Raw genomic sequence first — 16,533 nt, forward strand, 5'->3', positions numbered from 1 at the left:
GCGGATGAGTTACGCAGCGCCTTTGTCGGCCGGCACGGTGCCGCCGATCGCTTCCAGTTTCATCTGGATCAGTTGACGGCCAGGATTCTTCTTGTCGGTCGCGTCCAGCGCTGCCTGGTAGGCGGTGCGGGCTTCGGCCAGTTTGTTCTGCGCGGCCAGGATGTCGCCCTTGCGGTCGGCGACAGCGCCGGCGAATTGCGCAGGCACGTCGCCTTCCAGCGCCTTCAGCGCTTCAGGGTAGGCTTTCTCGTCCAGCAGCACGCCGGCCAGGCGGATCTTGGCGACGGCCTTGAACTCGTCGGCGCCGTGGTCGGCCGCCCATTGCAGCTGGGCCTTGGCCGATTTCAGGTCGTTGGCTTCGAACGAGCTTTTGGCGGCGACCAGCGCGGCCATCGGCGCGTAGGCGGTGCTGCCGAATTTTGCTTCCATGTCGCCGGCGGCGCGCAGCACCTTGGCGTTGTCCTTGGCTTCCACCGCCGACTGCAGCTCTTCGTACAGCGCCGACGCCTGCGAGGCTTCGTTACGCTGGTGGTACTTCCAGTAAGTCCAGCCGGAGTACGACGCCAGCGCCGCGATCAGCACCCAGGTCGTGGCGTTGCCGTATTTGTCCCACCAAGCTTTGAGGGACGCGATTTGTTCTTGTTCTTCAAGATCGTATGCCATGGTATTCGTCTGCCGTTGTAGTTAAATGGGATGCTTAGTGGTTGCAGTGCTCGTCGTGCACGTGGTGATGATGGTCGCCGCTGTCGGTGATCTGGTCGACCACGAAGTTCACGACTTCGTCGAACGGCACCGTGGTTTGCTGCGGTTCGCCTTCGGCCGCGCGCATCGACTTGACGGCGGCGGTGTTGTTGGCGACTTCATCTTCGCCGATGATGACGGCGTAGGCGGCGCCGCTGCCGTCGGCCTTCTTCATCTGCGACTTGAAGCTGCCGGCGCCGGCTGCGGTGGCGCCGTGCATGACCACGTCCAGACCCGCATCGCGCAGGCGCTCGCCCAGCACGAAGGCTTGCAGCTGCGCCGCTTCGCCCTGGTGCACCAGGTAGACGTCGCACTGGTTAGGCGCCTCCGGTTCGCCGGCCGCCTTCAGCAGCTCCAGCAGACGCTCGATGCCCATGGCGAAACCGACGGCCGGCGTCGGCTTGCCGCCGAACGAGGCGATCAGCGGATCGTAACGGCCGCCGGCGCACACGGTGCCCTGCGAACCGAGCGAATCGGTGACCCATTCGAACACGGTGCGGTTGTAGTAATCCAGGCCGCGCACCAGGCGGGTGTTGATGGTGTACGGGATGTTGTTGTGATCGAGGATCTTGCGCACGCCGTTGAAGTGCGCCAGCGATTCCTCGCCCAGGTAGTCCAGCAGCTTCGGCGCGCCGTTGACCATCTCCTGCATCGCAGGATTCTTGGTGTCGAGGATGCGCAGCGGGTTGCTGTGCAGGCGGCGCTTGGCCTCGGCGTCGAGGATGTCCTCGTGCCTTTCCAGGTAGGCGATCAGGTCGACGCGGTGGCGCGCGCGCTCTTCGGCGTCGCCGATCGAGTTCAGCTCCAGGCGCACGTCGTCGACGATGCCCAGGTCATCCCACAGGCGGCGGCACATGATGATCATTTCCGCGTCCACGTCCGGGCCGCTGAAGCCGACCGCTTCGCAGCCGAACTGGTAGAACTGGCGGTAGCGGCCGCGCTGCGGACGCTCGTGGCGGAACATCGGACCGGTGTACCACAGGCGTTTCGGGCCTTCGTAGACCAGATTGTGTTCGATCACCGCGCGCACCGCGCCGGCCGTGCCTTCAGGACGCAGCGTCAGCTTGTCGCCGTTCATCGAGTCTTCGAAGGAGTACATCTCCTTCTCGACGATGTCGGTGACGGCGCCGATGGCGCGCGCGAACAGCGCGGTGTCTTCCAGGATCGGCGTGCGGATCTGCTGGAAGCCGTAGCTTTGCACCACCGACTGCGCGGTGTTCTCGAACAGCTGCCACAGATGCGAGTCCGCCGGCAGGATGTCGTTCATGCCTTTGACGGCGACGATTTTTTCAGTTTTGGACATGTTCTTTGCTGTAGTTCTTTTGGACGTAATTCAGTACGATTTCCTGGAATTCCTCGACGATGCGCTCGCCGCGCAGGGTGGCGAATTTGGCGCCGTCGACAAACACCGGCGCGGCCGGCGATTCGCCGGTGCCCGGCAGGCTGATGCCGATGTTGGCGTGCTTCGATTCGCCGGGGCCGTTGACGATGCAGCCCATCACGGCCACGTTCATCGCCTCCACGCCCGGATAGGTCTTTTTCCATTCCGGCATCTGGTCGCGCAGGAAGGTCTGGATGTTGTCGGCCAGCTCCTGGAAGGTGGTCGACGTGGTGCGGCCGCAGCCTGGGCACGCGATCACCATCGGCGTGAACTTGCGCAGGCCCATGGTCTGCAGGATCTCCTGCCCCACCACCACTTCCTTGGTGCGGTCGCCGCCCGGTTCCGGCGTCAGCGAAATGCGGATGGTGTCGCCGATGCCCTCTTGCAGCAGCACCGACAGCGCGGCGGTCGAGGCGACGATGCCCTTGCTGCCCATGCCCGCTTCGGTCAGGCCCAGGTGCAGCGGATAGTCGCAGCGCTTGGCCAGTTCGCGGTACACGGCGATCAGATCCTGCACGCCCGAGACCTTGCACGACAGGATGATCTTGTCGCGGCCCAGGCCCAGTTCTTCGGCGCGCACGGCGTTCTCGATGGCCGAGGTGATCAGCGCTTCGTACATCACCTGCTGCGCGGTCCACGGATTTGCGCGGCCGGCGTTTTCGTCCATGATGCGCGCCAGCAGCGCCTGATCCAGGCTGCCCCAGTTGACGCCGATGCGCACCGGCTTGTCGTAGCGCGCCGCCACTTCGATCATCTGCGCGAACTGCGTGTCGCGCTTGGCGCCCTTGCCGACGTTGCCCGGATTGATGCGGTACTTCGACAGCGCCTTGGCGCACTCCGGATAATCGTTCAGCAGCGTGTGGCCGTTATAGTGGAAGTCGCCGACCAGCGGCACGTCGACCTCCATCTTGTCCAGCTGTTCGCGGATGTACGGCACCGCTTCGGCGGCTTCCGGACGGTCCACGGTCAGGCGCACCAGTTCCGAACCGGCGCGCGCCAGGTCGCGGATCTGGATCGCGGTTTCGATCGCGTTGGCGGTGTCGGTGTTGGTCATCGACTGCACCACCACCGGGGCGTCGCCGCCCACCCAGATCTTGCGTTCGCCGTGCGAGATCAACACCCGGCGGCTGGCGCGGCGGTCGGTCGGTCCCGATGGAATAGCAGTTTGCGTCATGGCTGTTAACTCGTTCTTACTTGATCTTATTTGATATTCACGCGCGAAATCGTGCCGCCAGGGATGGTCGGCAGCGCCAGCGGCGCGCCGCCCAGCGTCGCTTCCACGCCGCCCGGCTTGCCGACGATCAGCAGCGCCGGATCCTTGATGTCGAAGGTCTCGGTGCTGCCGGCCTTCACCACGCGCGAAATCAGCGACGTGGTGCCCGGACGGCGGATCTCGACCCACGAATCCTCGTTCATCTTCAGTACCAGCTGATGGCCCACGCCGGCGGCGACAGGCGCCGCGGCTGGAGCCTGAGCTGGCGTCGGCGCGGCAACCGGCGCGGCGGCGACCGGCGCTGGTGCCGGCGCTGGCGCCGGCGTTGGCGCGGCGGCAGGCGGCGCGACAGCCGCGGTGGCCGGCGTTTCAGCGGCCGGTGCGGCTGCGGTCTGCTCGCCTTGCGGCGGCACCGAAACCAGCGGCACGTTCGGCGACTGCACGGTCGTTTCCTGATCCTGCTTGACCAGCGTGGTCTCGATCGGCGGCGTAACGTCGGCCGGCTTGGCCTCTTCCGGCGCGGCGTCCTTGCGCTGGAACAGCGAGGCCGGGATCATGCCGCTCTGGTAGGCATAGGCGCCGGCGGCGCCGACCACCACAACCACCGCCAGGCCCACCAGCCAGCCGGCCGGCGCCGATGAACGGCTGGTCATCGACGGGAAGCGCGATTCCGAGAACGAGGCCGACAAATCCTTGCGCGGCACCACCACCTCGGGGGCAGGCGGCGCGACCGCGTCGATCATCGCCACCAGCGGCGCCGCGTCCATCTTCAATACCTTGGCGTAGGCGCGCACAAAGCCGCGCGTGACCGCCATGTTGGGCAGCGCGGCGTAATCGCCGGCTTCCAATGCCTTCACCTGGCGCACGGCCAGCTTCAGTTGTTCCGCAATCTGTTCGACCGTCCAGCCCATGGCCTCGCGCTGGGCCGCCAGCAAGGCGCCTGGCGTCGCCTTGCCGGTACTGGTGCTGCCCTGCTCTTGCGGCGGTTCTGCCCACTCAGAATTCATTGGTACCCCTGTTTCACTCATCAAACGCCCCACGTTGATAAGCAGCATATTCGGCCGAGCCGGAGTGGTGGCGGCGCAATTGCGTCGCCCAGCCGGTCTCCGCATCCGTATCGCCCAGCTTATGCTGCACCTTAATCGCGAGCCACAGCACATCGGCCGTGAGACTCTCCATCTTTGCCACCTTGTTCAAACGGGTGATGAAGAAATTGGCGCGCACATAATCGCCTTTTTCAAAATATACCCGCGCCAGATTGGCGTTGGTGGCCGGCAGGTCAGGCGTCAACTGCAAGGCTTGCAGCAGATAACGCTCCGCGCTGGCGTAATCCTTGATCTTCAGGGCGCAGGAACCGGCGTTGTTCGCGGCGCTGGCCGGCGAACGGTAGCTGCGGTTGCCCAGGGCCGCATCAAACAGCGGCAACGCTTCTTTCACCCGGTTCTCCTGGCACAGGAAGGAACCGTAGTTGTTGGCCAGGTCCGGACTGGCCGGCGCCAGCTTGCGGGCGCGTACGAAGTTGTCTTCGGCCAGCGCGTTCTCGCCCATCTGCTGGTAAATCAGGCCGCGCATGCCGTAGGCGTCGGCATTGTTCGGATCGGCCGCCAGCGCCAGCTTGACCTCGTCCAGCGCCACCGGGTACTGGCCCTGCTGGAAGTAGCCGATCGCCAGCTGCATGCGGATCTCGACCTTGCGCTGCGCGGCGGTCTGGTCCGACGCGGTGGTCAGCTCGGCCTTGCCGCTGTTGCCTTTTTCCGGCCCCGACGAGGCGCAGCCGGCCAGCATCCCTGCCGCGCAGAGCGCGAGGAGACTGAGCCGGCTACGCTGCGCCAGGAAGGTCATCAGGAGTGGATCTCCACGATCTTGCCGAAGTTGGCGCCGAATTTTTGCTGGTACTCGGCCATTTTCTCCATGCGCTGCTGGACCTTGGTGCGGTCCTGCACTTCGCCGGCCAACTGGCCGCAGGCGGCGTCGATGTCGTCGCCGCGCGTCTTGCGGATGGTGGTGACGATGCCGGCGTCCAGCAGCACTTGCGAGAAGGCCTTGATGCGCGGATTCTTCGAGCGCAGCAGACCCGATTCCGGGAACGGGTTGAACGGAATCAGGTTGAATTTGCAGTTGACGCCGAACTCGGGGTGCTGCACCAGCGCCACCAGTTCGCGCGCGTGCTCGTCGCTGTCGTTGACGCCGTCGAGCATGCAGTACTCGAAGGTGATGAAGTCGCGCGGCGCAAATTCCAGGTAGCGCTTGCAGGCGGCCATCAGCTCCTTGAGCGGGTATTTCTTGTTCAGCGGGATCAGGCCGTTGCGCAGCTCGTCGTTGGAGGCGTGCAGCGAGACGGCCAGCGCCACCGGCACTTCCTGCGACAGCTTGTCGATCATCGGCACCACGCCCGAGGTGGACAGGGTCACGCGGCGGCGCGACAGGCCGTAGGCGTTATCGTCCAGCATCATCTTCAGCGCGGTGGCGGTCGGATCGAAGTTCAGCAGCGGCTCGCCCATGCCCATCATGACCACGTTGGTGATCTGGCGTTCGCCTTTCGGCCCCGGCTCGATGCCCTTGGTGCGGCGCAGTTCGAACTCCGCCATCCACAGCTGGCCGATGATCTCGCCGACGCTCAGGTTGCGGCTGAAGCCCTGCTTGCCGGTCGAGCAGAAGCGGCAGTTGACGGCGCAGCCGGCCTGGGTCGAGATGCACAGCGTGCCTCGGTTCTCTTCCGGGATGTACACGGTTTCGACCGCGTTGCCGTTGCCGACGTCGACCAGCCATTTGCGGGTGCCGTCGGTGGACGTGTGGTCGCTGATGATTTGCGGCGCCACGATGTGGGCGCGGGTTTTCAGTTTGTCGCGCAGCGATTTGGCCAGGTCGGTCATGCTGTCGAAATCCGACGCGCCGAATTGGTGGATCCAACGCTGCAGCTGTTTGGCGCGGAACGGCTTCTCCCCCAACTCGGCGCAATAAGCGATGAGCTGCGCGGGATCGAAGTCCAGCAAGTTGGTCAGGGGTGCGTTCACGGGCGTATTCATTTAAGGTTCAAAACAGTACAAAAAAGATACCGCTTCCGCGCGATACGCGGAAGCGGAATTACATCAAATTACTTACCGAAGAAGTAAGCGATTTCCACTGCAGCAGCTTCCACAGCGTCGGAGCCGTGAACAGCGTTGGCGTCGATCGAGTCGGCGAAGTCAGCACGGATGGTGCCTTTGTCAGCCTTCTTAGGATCGGTAGCGCCCATCAGTTCGCGGTTTTTCAGGACGGCGTTTTCGCCTTCCAGAGCCTGGATCATGACTGGACCCGAAACCATGAAGTCCACCAGATCTTTGAAGAAACCGCGCTCTTTGTGCGCAGCGTAGAAACCTTCAGCCTCTTCACGCGACAGCTGCTTCATTTGAGCAGCGACGATCTTCAGACCAGCGTTCTCGAAGCGGCTGTAGATTTGGCCGATCACGTTTTTTGCAACTGCGTCTGGTTTGATGATCGACAGGGTGCGTTCGATTGCCATTTGAAAAACTCCAATAAAAAGAAAGGTTTAAAACGAAATTGATAATCCAATCAACCTTTGATTTTACCATAGAACACCCCATATTCCGAGAACCGGTGGTAGATAAGCTTGCAATACAGCTATAAATTGCCCGTTTTTAGGGCGCAGAAACGGCAATGAAAGCAGTTTAAGCCCGATTTAAGTGCAATTAAGGCATGTTTTAAGACTTGGGCGATCCTGACGTGCTATGCTTTTATCAAAGCTGTAAACTTTCATCCTTTAATGGAGGCACTATGAACAATATGCAAAACACCTACGACCTGTCGGGTAGCCGCCAGGCGGTGCAGCACCGGGTGCTGCGCAACACCTACTGGCTGCTGGCCCTGTCGATGGTGCCGACCGTCTTCGGCGCCGTGCTGGGCGTGGCCCTGCACCTGCCGCTGCACGGCGGCCTGATGGCGCTGGCCTTCCTGGCAATCGCCTTCGGCTTCATCTGGGGTATCGAGAAGAACAAGGATTCCGGCGTCGGCGTCGCCCTGCTGCTGGGCTTCACCTTCTTCATGGGCCTGTGGCTGACGCCGCTGCTGTCGCGCATCCTCGGCTTCTCCAACGGCGGCTTCCTGATCATGACCGCGTTCGGCGGCACGGCGGCGGTGTTCGCGGTGCTGGCGTCGGTGGCCACCGTTTCCAAGCGTGATTTCTCGGGCATGGGCACCTGGCTGTTCGCCGGCGTGATCATTCTGCTGCTGGCTTCGGTGGCGAATATCTTCCTGCACATCCCGGCGCTGGCGATCGTGGTGTCGGTGGTGGCGATCGCCATCTTCTCGGCCTACATCCTGTATGACGTGCAGCAGATCATCAACGGCGGCGAGACCAATTACATCCGCGCCACGTTGAGCCTGTACCTGGACGTGTACAACATCTTCGCCAACCTGCTGTCGCTGCTGGGCATCTTCGGCGGCAACCGCGACTAAGTGCTGGATGCGTGTTTAGCGCGCAGCACTAAAAAAGCCGGCCTTCGCGCCGGCTTTTTTCATTCCCGCCAAGGGCGTGCTACAGTGGATTTCGGTTCAACTCTCCGATCATTCCCATGCGCCGATTTGCCCTGCTTTCACTTCTGCTGCTCGCCCCCTTCGCCTTGGCCCAGGTCGACCTGAACGTCGCCTCCTACAACCTCCGCTTCGACAATCCCAAGGATGGCCAGAACGTCTGGACCGCCCGCCGCGACGCCATGCGCGCGCTGGTGCGCTACCATGAGTTCGACCTGTGGGGCACGCAGGAAGGCCTGTCCAACCAGCTGGCCGATCTGGATGCGACGGGCGACTATGCCCACGTCGGCGTCGGTCGTGACGACGGCAAGGAGGCCGGCGAGCACTCGGCCATCTTCTACCGCCGCGAGCGTTTTACCCTGGAAGACCATGGCGACTTTTGGCTCAGCACCACGCCCGAGAAGCCGTCGATGGGCTGGGACGCGCGCTGCTGCAAGCGTCTCGCCACCTGGGCGCGCCTGCGCGACAAGCCGAGCGGCCGCGTGTTCGTGGTGCTGAACGCCCACTTCGATCATGAGGGCGACGTCGCGCGGCGCGAGTCGGCGCGTCTGCTATTGGCGCGCGGGCGGACGCTGGCCGGCGATCTGCCGCTGATCGTTACGGGCGATTTCAACAGCACGCCCGACAGCGAAGCCTATGCCACTGTCAGCGCCGGGCTGCGTGACGCCAGGACCATCAGCCAGACGCCGCCTTACGGACCGTCCGGCACCTTCAACGACTTCAACGTGAGCAAGCCGGCGCTGGAGCGGATCGACTACGTGTTCCTGAGCCCGCAATGGCAGGTGCTACGCTATGCGGTGCTCACCGACTCGGTCGACGCGCGCTATCCGTCCGACCACTTCCCGGTCGTCACACGCCTGCGCCTGCCTTAATTATCGTCATTCGCGGTGCTGGGCGTCGCTGGCGCCGCGGACCTGGAAGTTGGTGGTGGCGATGGGCTTGTCGTGGGCGTCGATCAGGGCCAGCTGATGGGGGCCGGGCGTGGGGCGCCAGGCGTAGCTGGTGTTGGCCTGGCCCAGCGCTTCGCCGTCCAGCTGCCAGTTCAGGCCCTGCCCGGCGCGAGCCTGGAAGAAGACGCGCTGGATGGCGTCCGGTATGTCGGGATCGATGGCGATGGTGCTGGCTTCGCCCGGATACAGGATCTTGGGCCCGCGGTGCTGGTCCTGGGCCAGCGCGATCACCGGGCTTTCGGTTCCGACGATGAACCACTCGCCGCGCGCCGCTTCCAGCGCCGGTTCGTAGGCGATCTGCTGCCGCACCACGCCGGCCGGCGGCTTCGGTGCGCGGCTCGGCTGGCCGCGATGCAGGTAGTCCATCACGTCGCGCCACACCGGCGCGGCGCCGCTGACGCCGGACACGTCCCACATCGATTGCCCGTCGAAGTTGCCGACCCAGACGCCCACCGTGTACCTGTCCGAATAGCCCACGCACCAGTTGTCGCGCATGTCCTTGCTGGTGCCGGTTTTAACGGCGGCCCAGAACGTGGTCGCCAGCTCGTTCTTCAAGCCGAAGGTGATGCTGCGCGCCGCGCGGTCGGCCAGGATGTCGCTGATGATGAAACTGGCGCGCGCATCGAGCACGCGATGCGGCGCACCAGCCGCTTGCTGCACCTGCGCCAGCGTCACCGCGCCATACATGCCGCCGTTGGCCAGCGTGCGATAGGCGTTGCTCAACTCCAGCAGCGAGACCTCGGCGGAACCCAGCGCCAGCGAATAGCCGTAGTATTCCGCCGGCTGCGTCAGGCTGCTCAGTCCCACGGCGCGCAAACGCTCATGGAAGCGCTCCATGCCGGACATGACCAGCGTGCGCACCGCCGGCACGTTGAGCGAACTGGCAAGGCTGGTGCGCACGCTGACATAGCCTTTGAAATTCTTGTCGTAATTCTGCGGGATGTACATGCCGGACGGCGTGGAGATATCGATCGCCGTGTCGTCCATCAGCGACGCCGCCGTCAGCTGTTTGCGCTCCAGCGCCAGCTCGTACAGGAACGGTTTCAGGGTGGAGCCGGCCTGCCGCAGCGCCGCCACGCCATCGACCTCGCCGCCGCCGGCATTGCCGACGTAGGCCAGAATCTCGCCGGTGGCGTTATCCAGCACCACCACCGCGCCATCGTTGACATTCCGCCCCTGCAGCGCCGCCAGCTGCTGGCGCAGCACACCCTGCGCATAACGCTGCAAGCCCGCATCCAGCGTACTGCGCACCGCCTGCCCGCTGCGCGTGAGCAGCTGCTGCGCCACCTGCGGCGCCGGCGGCAGGTTCGCCGCCAGTTGCGGACGTCCCATCGCAACGACGATGCGCAGCTGGATCTCGCTGCACGTCGACGGCAGGCGCAATTCCTGCGACAGCGCGCAGGCCCGCTGCGACACCACCTTCTGCCCCGCCGCCGGTCCACGCAACAGGCTGGCCAATATCACCGCCTCGCTCGCATCCAATCCGGACGGCGCCTTGGCGAACATGCCGCGCGCCGCCGCGCCCACGCCTTGCAGCTCGCCGCGATACGACACCATGTTGAGGTAAGCTTCCATGATCTGCTGCTTGGACCACTGCGCATCCAGTTCGCGCGCGGCCTTCACCTGATCCCACTTCTGGCCCCAGCTGCGGCCCTGGGCCGATGACTGCAAGGCCGGATCGAGCAGCGCCGCCAGTTGCATGGTGATGGTCGAGGCGCCGCGCGGCCGCGTGCGGAACAGGTTGTCCCACGCCGCCTTGGCCGCCGCATTCCAGTCCACGCCATCGTGCTGGTAGAAGCGCTGGTCTTCCGCCTGCAGCACCGCCGCAGGCAGCGCGGGCGAGATATCGTTCAGCGCCACCCAGGGTAAACGCCGCACCTGCATGTCGATGCGCAGCGACTGGATCGCCTCGCCGTGACGGTCCAGCAGTTCCGCATCCGACGAGCGATACGCCGCCCGCACCTCATCAAAGGTCGGAGCGGCGTGGACGGCGCCGGCCAGCGCCAGCGCAATGGTAAAAATGATAGTCTTCATTTGACTGTGATGGCAACATTCGGCCAGGCGCCGAACATCTCGGGACTGTACATCGCCTCGACCCGCGTCGGCGGCAGATTGAACTGGCCCGGATTATTCAGGCGCACCGTGTATTCGACACTCCACTTCCCTTTCGGTACGAACTGATAGAACGCGCGGAAGCCCTCAAAGGTGCGTTCCTGGAAGGCCGGCGTCGCCCAGCCCCTGGCGCGCTCGTCGCCGCTCATGAGCTGCGAATCGCCGCCCAGGCCGGAGCCGAGCACCGTGGCGCTGGCCGGAATCGGATCGTCAACCACCACCCAGGTCATGTCCGACTGCGCCTCCAGGTCCAGATGCACGCGGTAGACATCGCCGCGCGACCACACGCCTTTCACTTTCTGCTCCACCGGCGTGATGGTCTTGGCGACGTGATAGCCGCTCGACAGCGGCGCCTTGAGCGGCACAGCCGACAAGGCCTGCACCGTCGCCCACGGCTTGCCGGCCCCCGCGTGCTCCAGTGCCAGCTGGCCGCCGCCACCGCGTGGCCATGGCAGCATCACCGTGCCGCCAGCCGGATCGCCGCCAAAGGCGATGCTCTTGCTGGCGTTGGCCAGCGTGGCGCCGGCGGTACCATCCACTTTCTCTTTCTCGAACAGGCGCGAGAACTTGTCGATCGCCAGCACGCCCCAGGCATTGGCGACGGTCGTGCCCCAGCGGCCCTTTTGCTGGCGTCCCAGCGCGCCGCGCGCCAGGCGGCCGATGTCATCCTTCCACGCCGGATTGTCGGCCATGACCAGCAGCAGGCGGTTGGCGTTGCTGTCGACGGAGGACATCAGCCACCACCAGTCATCGGTACGCTCGGTGGAGAAGGTCATGGTGGTGCCTTGCAGATTCAGGCGCGAACGCAGGATCTGCTCCGCCTCCTTGATACGCTGCGCATGCTGCGGCAGCGCCTTCGAACGTTCCAGAATCTGATACCAGTCGATGACAGCGGACGTCGGCCACAGATTCGGCTGCACCGTGAACGATTCCAGATCGGCCGCCTGCACCGGCCGCGAACGCGACAAGGCTTCCAGCGCGGCGATCTTGCGCACCGCCAGATCGGTGGTCGGCAAGGCCGAGTAGCGCATCACCTTGCCCTGCACGAAAGCCAGCAGCCCGGACTCCATGCGGCCCTTCAGCGCATCCGGAATCTCGTAGCCCGCTTCGGCCGCCGCCGACAGCACATACGCCGTCAGGGTATCGCTGCCCTCGTACATCGGCGCGAAGTATTTGACCAGGCCATCCGCATCCAGATGCGCCGGCAAGGTGTCGATGGCCGCCTGCCACATTGCCCTGTCATGCAGCGCGATCGAACGCGAGGTCACCTGCTCGAAGCAGCGGTAGGGATACTTCTGCATATAGTCCTGCACGCCCGGCAGATCGCCGCCCAGCGCAGGGGTAAACTGCACCCGCACGCCGCCGCGTCCCGGCACCGCGTCCTCCGGCATCCTGACCTGCATCGACTGCTTGCGATCCAGTTGCAGCAAGGTCGCCTGCATCACCGTTACCGGCACCGCCGGCACCACCTTCTGCTTGATCTTGATGCGATCCGTCGACGCCGCGCCACCGCCCTCCACCGCCGCACTGACATCCCACGCCAGCGTGCTGACCGACAGTGGCACCTGCACATCCCAGCCTATCTCGCGCGCCTGCCCAGGTTCCAGCGCCACCGACTGCGGCGCCAGGGCCTTGCCGCCGGCATTGGCGGTCAGCGTGGCATTGACCGCCGCATCGGTGGTATTGCGCAGCGTGAAACTGGCGCGCAGGCGGTCGCCCTCGCGCACCAGCGCCGGCAGGCCGGAAAGCAGGATCAGATCCTGCGAGCTGCGCACCTCCGTGCGGCCGGTGCCGAACAGATCGGCCTGCGCGCTGGCGATGGCGACGATGCGGAACGCCGTCAGCGAATCGTTAATCGGCACCTGCACCGTGGCCTCGCCGTTGGCGTCCAGCGTCACGCGCGCCTTCCAGAACAGCAGCGTATCGAACAACTCACGCCCCGCGCCCTTGCCGCCGCCACCGCCGGCCGGCACCGCCTTGCGGCCGAAGTGACGCTTGCCGACCACCTGCATCTGCGCGGTGGATGTCGTCACTTGCAGGCTGCGCTGCGCCATCATCGCTTCCAGCAGATCCCAGCTGGTGTTCGGCATCAGCTCCAGCAGGCCGACATCCACCGCCGCCAGCGCCACTTCCGCGCCGGCCGGCGGCGCCGAGCCATCCGGCAGCGCGACCTTGACCGCCACCGTGGCCTTGTCGCGCACCTTGTACACCGGCTTGTCCGCCGTGACCTGCACCTTCAGTTCATTGGCCGACCAGCCGACCCGCAGCGGCGCGATGCCCAGCTTGTAGGCCGGCTTGCCCAGATCGACCAGCGCCGTCGGCTGCACGCTGTTCACGCGTCCGCGCACCACCAGCGCCGAGACGTAGACATTCGGTGCGTACTGCTTCTTGACCGGGATGGTGAATACCGGCTCGCTGCCGCTGAGCGGGCGGATATAGGTGTCGATCACGCCCTCCCGTTCCACGGTGATCAGCGCGGTGGCTTCCCGGAACGGCATGCGCACCTGGAAGCTGGCCGTCTCGCCTGGCTCGTAGCGTTTTTTCTCCGGCAGCACGTCGATGCGATCGTTGTCGGTGGCGGCGAACCACCAGTCGGCGCCGTCGGCCACCCAGGTTTCGCGGTTGGCGACGGCCACGCGCTGCTGCGCATCCTGTGTTTTCGCGCGCAGGATCAAATTGCCCGATGCCGGCGCCTTCACCTGGCAGATCAGCAGTCCCTTGTTGTCGGTCTTGCCTTCGCAGGCCGCGCCCAGCGCTTTCACCTCGCTGCTGTTCTCGTAGGCGTAGAAGCCGCCGATCAAGCGCCGGCGGTGCGAGTACGACAGGCGCTGGAAGAAGTCCACCGCCACCGGCGCATCGGCCACCGGCTTGCCTTCCAGGTCCAGCACTGCCACGGTGAACTTCAGCGCGTCCTTGCTCAGTACCCAGCCATCCGGCTGGATGCCGATCACATAGCCCGATGGCCACAGCGGAATGCGGGTGGCGGCGGACAGCGTTTCGCCGTTGGCGTCCTGGTAGGTCATCTCGGCCATCAGCTCGTGCGGCGTTTGCACGGTCGGCAGCTGATCGAGCGTGATGCGCGCGCCGCCGGCCTTGTCCAGCGTCAGGCTGCGGGTCTTGACGGCGGCCGGGCCGGCGACAGCGCCGTCCTCGCCTTCGCCTTCGCCGTCGTACATGCCTTCGTCGTCATCGAAGCTGCCTGCCGTGCGCTCGGCGCCGACCTTGACGTCGCCGTTGCTGAAGCTGAAGTCCGCGTAGTCGGCAAAGCTGATGCTCTTGTCCTGCACCACGGTGCGCAGCTGCACCGGCGCATCGCCCGCGCCGCCGCCGGACAGGTAGCTCAGTTGCACATCCAGATCCACCGCCGCAGCCTGGATCGCCGGCGTCTTCGGCCCTTGCAGCAGCGCCTTCATGGTCGGCACGCGGAACTGCTCGACGCGGAAACGCCCGGCGCTGCGGCCGCTCAGCATCAGCTCATACCAGCCCTGCTTGGCGTCGGCCGGAATGGTCCAGGTGCTTTCGGCCGAGCCGTTGGCGTTCCACTTCAGCGGCTGCTCGTACTGCTGGCCGCTGCCCTCGTGGATGATGTGCAGCGTGCCATCCTGTTCCTTGGTCGCCTGCACGATGCCCTGCTCGACGTGGCGGCGCAGGAAGTGCTTCATGTGCACCGTCTCGCCGGCGCGCAGCAGCGTGCGGTCGAATACCGTGGTGGCAATGACGTTGTCGGCGCCGCCCTCGCCGCTCGGCAGATTGAAACGCCAGGTCTCGATGCCGCGATCCCAGTCCGACAGGGTGAACGTCATGTCGTTGCCCAGCCGCGCGCTGATGAAGTAGCGGCCGTCCTTGGAACGGCGCGACACCGGCAGCTCCTTGCGGATGTGCGCCAGACCGCCGCCATCGGTGATGCCCTGCCACAGCACATTGCCGTCGTAGTCGCGCACCGCCACCTGCGCCTGCGGCACCGGCTTGCCCTTGTCCAGCGACGTCACCCACACCACCGACGATTCCGCGCCGTGCTTGAAGTGCGCCACCATATTGGTCACCAGCGCGGCGGTGCCGACATACGCCGTGCCGCGCCGCAGGCCAAGGCCGGCGCCCAGCCGGGGACTCGCCAGCTCCACCACGTAGAAGCCCGGCTTGCGCAGCGGGATGCCGACCACTTCAAACGCCTTGCCGCCGTTCGGCTTGGGCATGGCGAAGCGCTCCACCTTGCCGGCCCTGGCGTCCAGCAGCTGCTTGTACAGGTTATCGCCCCATAGTTCCTGCGGCTGCCAGCTGTAGCTGCTGCCCATGCGCTTGAGCCAGGCGATGACCTGCTGGTCCTGCTGATCGGCGGAGGCCTCGCCGTCGTTGACGCGCAGCGCGCCGCCATCGACCTTGCCGGCCGCCAGCCGCGCCTCCACATTGCGCACCGTGACCGGCAGCAGCTTGTCGCCCTTCGCCTCGATGATGCCGAAGCGCGCCGGGAACTTGACCAGCGGCGGTTGCGCATCGGTGCGGATCGCCATCGGGAAGCTGGCCTGGTTGACCAGCGTGCGGCCGGCGTCGTCCTTCAGGCCCGCCGGCAGCGACAGCGTCAGTTTCGTCTGTTCCGGGAACGGGCCGTTGATGTTCAGCCATTGCAGGTATTCGCTGTTTTCCTCTTCCTTGCTCAGCACCGGCTTGAACACCTTGCCGCCCGGCGCGGCGATTTTCACGGCCAGCGCGTCGGCGCGTTTGACCGGCGCCGAGAACTGCACGCGCATCGGCAGGAAGGGGATGCAGCCGCCGTCGGCGGACAATCTGTCGCAGCTGAAGCGCGCGTTGAAGTCGGGACGTGTCTTGTAGCTCAGCGTCTGATCCTGCGTGGTGGCGATGCCGCTGTCGGCCGCGATGCCGGCGCCCCACACCAGCGTCACCTGCGCCTCGGCCGGCAGCGCGCGCTGGCATTGCAGCACCACGATCGGCAGCTTGTCGAGCCGCTGGTTGTTCAGCTTTGCGGTGGCGCGCCACACCACGCCGCGCGCCTTGAAGTACAGCGACAGATAGCGCTCGGTGAAGGATTTGCGCAGGTCGAGCACGCGCTGGCGTTCCGCGCCTTGCAGCACGCGTACGCCGATTTTTTCGTTGATGCCTTCGGCCTGGCACCAGGCATGCGCGGCCACCGTCGCCTCGCTGGCCGGCGCGTCCAGGCCCAGCACGAAGATCTGCTGGTCGTCGATGGAACTGGCGCCTTCGCGCGGCGCGGCTTCCACCACCGCCGGGCCGCCGGTGTCGAAGGCGAAATGGCGTTCGCCGCTCAGCGGCTTGCCGGCGATGTCCTTGAGGTCGTCCTTGAGCGTGAAGCGGCAGGCCACGCCGGCCGGCAGGTCGCGCGCGAAGTCGTAGCTCCAGTTCTGGCCATCGATCCAGCGGCCCTTGCCCTCTTCCGGACAGTCGACGCTGAACGGGTCGCCAAGGCGCATATCGCCCAGCGGCACCATCTGGCCGCTGAAGCGCGCCGCCACCTGGCGCACGCCCTTGACGGTGCCCGACGGTGAAAAAGCGCTGACGGAAGTATCGGCCAGAACGGCCAGCGGCAGGCTGCACAAGGCAGCCAGCGCGATGATGCGGGACAGGAGGCGCAT

The 16,533-nt window shown here is 65.3% G+C and carries 11 protein-coding genes; 2 read left to right on the forward strand and 9 right to left on the reverse strand.

Annotated elements, in window-relative coordinates:
• Positions 1-9: 9 nt before the first annotated feature.
• The 7 genes from GJ698_RS16985 to ndk all read right to left on the reverse strand — a co-directional run bounded on the left by GJ698_RS16985 (position 10) and on the right by ndk (position 6,837).
• Positions 10-663 carry a YfgM family protein gene (locus GJ698_RS16985; protein WP_154359045.1) on the reverse strand — a complete coding sequence of 218 codons (654 nt, stop codon included), beginning with the start codon at positions 661-663 and terminating at the stop codon, positions 10-12.
• 34 nt (positions 664-697) lie between these two features.
• The gene (gene hisS, locus GJ698_RS16990) at positions 698-2,044 is read right to left on the reverse strand and encodes a histidine--tRNA ligase (protein WP_154359046.1); all 1,347 of its coding nucleotides are present in this window, start codon (positions 2,042-2,044) and stop codon (positions 698-700) included.
• Complete coding sequence (gene ispG, locus GJ698_RS16995) at positions 2,031-3,296, reverse strand: flavodoxin-dependent (E)-4-hydroxy-3-methylbut-2-enyl-diphosphate synthase (protein WP_154359047.1); 1,266 nt, start codon at positions 3,294-3,296, stop codon at positions 2,031-2,033. The genes hisS and ispG overlap by 14 nt, the downstream gene beginning before the upstream one ends.
• Positions 3,297-3,322: 26 nt before the next feature.
• The gene (locus GJ698_RS17000) at positions 3,323-4,342 is read right to left on the reverse strand and encodes a RodZ domain-containing protein (RefSeq protein WP_154359048.1); all 1,020 of its coding nucleotides are present in this window, start codon (positions 4,340-4,342) and stop codon (positions 3,323-3,325) included.
• A 13-nt stretch (positions 4,343-4,355) separates the two neighbouring features.
• Entirely contained in the window at positions 4,356-5,177 is an 822-nt protein-coding gene (gene pilW, locus GJ698_RS17005; RefSeq protein WP_154359049.1) for a type IV pilus biogenesis/stability protein PilW, read from the reverse strand.
• Positions 5,177-6,349, reverse strand: coding sequence for a dual-specificity RNA methyltransferase RlmN (rlmN, locus tag GJ698_RS17010; RefSeq protein WP_503826446.1), 1,173 nt, complete (start codon positions 6,347-6,349; stop codon positions 5,177-5,179). Before rlmN ends, pilW begins: the two co-directional genes overlap by 1 nt.
• 80 nt (positions 6,350-6,429) lie before the next feature.
• Positions 6,430-6,837 carry a nucleoside-diphosphate kinase gene (gene ndk, locus GJ698_RS17015; protein ID WP_154359051.1) on the reverse strand — a complete coding sequence of 136 codons (408 nt, stop codon included), beginning with the start codon at positions 6,835-6,837 and terminating at the stop codon, positions 6,430-6,432.
• 272 nt (positions 6,838-7,109) lie between these two features.
• Between ndk and GJ698_RS17020 the strand changes: the two genes are divergently transcribed.
• Both GJ698_RS17020 and GJ698_RS17025 read left to right on the forward strand, forming a co-directional pair.
• Complete coding sequence (locus GJ698_RS17020) at positions 7,110-7,790, forward strand: Bax inhibitor-1/YccA family protein (RefSeq protein ID WP_154359052.1); 681 nt, start codon at positions 7,110-7,112, stop codon at positions 7,788-7,790.
• Between the two features lie 116 nt (positions 7,791-7,906).
• A complete protein-coding gene (locus GJ698_RS17025; RefSeq protein ID WP_154359053.1) occupies positions 7,907-8,737 on the forward strand; it encodes an endonuclease/exonuclease/phosphatase family protein in 831 nt (276 codons plus the stop codon).
• 6 nt (positions 8,738-8,743) lie between these two features.
• Here the strand turns inward: GJ698_RS17025 and pbpC are convergent, their stop codons facing one another.
• Both pbpC and GJ698_RS17035 read right to left on the reverse strand, forming a co-directional pair.
• Positions 8,744-10,849, reverse strand: coding sequence for a penicillin-binding protein 1C (gene pbpC / locus GJ698_RS17030; protein ID WP_154359054.1), 2,106 nt, complete (start codon positions 10,847-10,849; stop codon positions 8,744-8,746).
• Positions 10,846-16,533, reverse strand: a complete 5,688-nt coding sequence (locus GJ698_RS17035) for an alpha-2-macroglobulin family protein (RefSeq protein WP_154359055.1) — start codon at positions 16,531-16,533, stop codon at positions 10,846-10,848. Before GJ698_RS17035 ends, pbpC begins: the two co-directional genes overlap by 4 nt.

Source organism: Duganella aquatilis, assembly GCF_009674565.1.
GTDB lineage: Bacteria > Pseudomonadota > Gammaproteobacteria > Burkholderiales > Burkholderiaceae_D > Rugamonas > Rugamonas aquatilis.

What these genes read in the sequence shown, in the direction of transcription:
- GJ698_RS16985 (WP_154359045.1), bottom strand. Translation starts at nt 663, where the DNA reads ATGGCATACGATCTTGAAGAACAAGAACAAATCGCGTCCCTCAAAGCT.
- hisS (WP_154359046.1), bottom strand. Translation starts at nt 2,044, where the DNA reads ATGTCCAAAACTGAAAAAATCGTCGCCGTCAAAGGCATGAACGACATC.
- ispG (WP_154359047.1), bottom strand. Translation starts at nt 3,296, where the DNA reads ATGACGCAAACTGCTATTCCATCGGGACCGACCGACCGCCGCGCCAGC.
- GJ698_RS17000 (WP_154359048.1), bottom strand. Translation starts at nt 4,342, where the DNA reads ATGAATTCTGAGTGGGCAGAACCGCCGCAAGAGCAGGGCAGCACCAGT.
- pilW (WP_154359049.1), bottom strand. Translation starts at nt 5,177, where the DNA reads ATGACCTTCCTGGCGCAGCGTAGCCGGCTCAGTCTCCTCGCGCTCTGC.
- ndk (WP_154359051.1), bottom strand. Translation starts at nt 6,837, where the DNA reads ATGGCAATCGAACGCACCCTGTCGATCATCAAACCAGACGCAGTTGCA.
- GJ698_RS17020 (WP_154359052.1), top strand. Translation starts at nt 7,110, where the DNA reads ATGAACAATATGCAAAACACCTACGACCTGTCGGGTAGCCGCCAGGCG.
- GJ698_RS17025 (WP_154359053.1), top strand. Translation starts at nt 7,907, where the DNA reads ATGCGCCGATTTGCCCTGCTTTCACTTCTGCTGCTCGCCCCCTTCGCC.
- pbpC (WP_154359054.1), bottom strand. Translation starts at nt 10,849, where the DNA reads ATGAAGACTATCATTTTTACCATTGCGCTGGCGCTGGCCGGCGCCGTC.
- GJ698_RS17035 (WP_154359055.1), bottom strand. Translation starts at nt 16,533, where the DNA reads ATGCGCCTCCTGTCCCGCATCATCGCGCTGGCTGCCTTGTGCAGCCTG.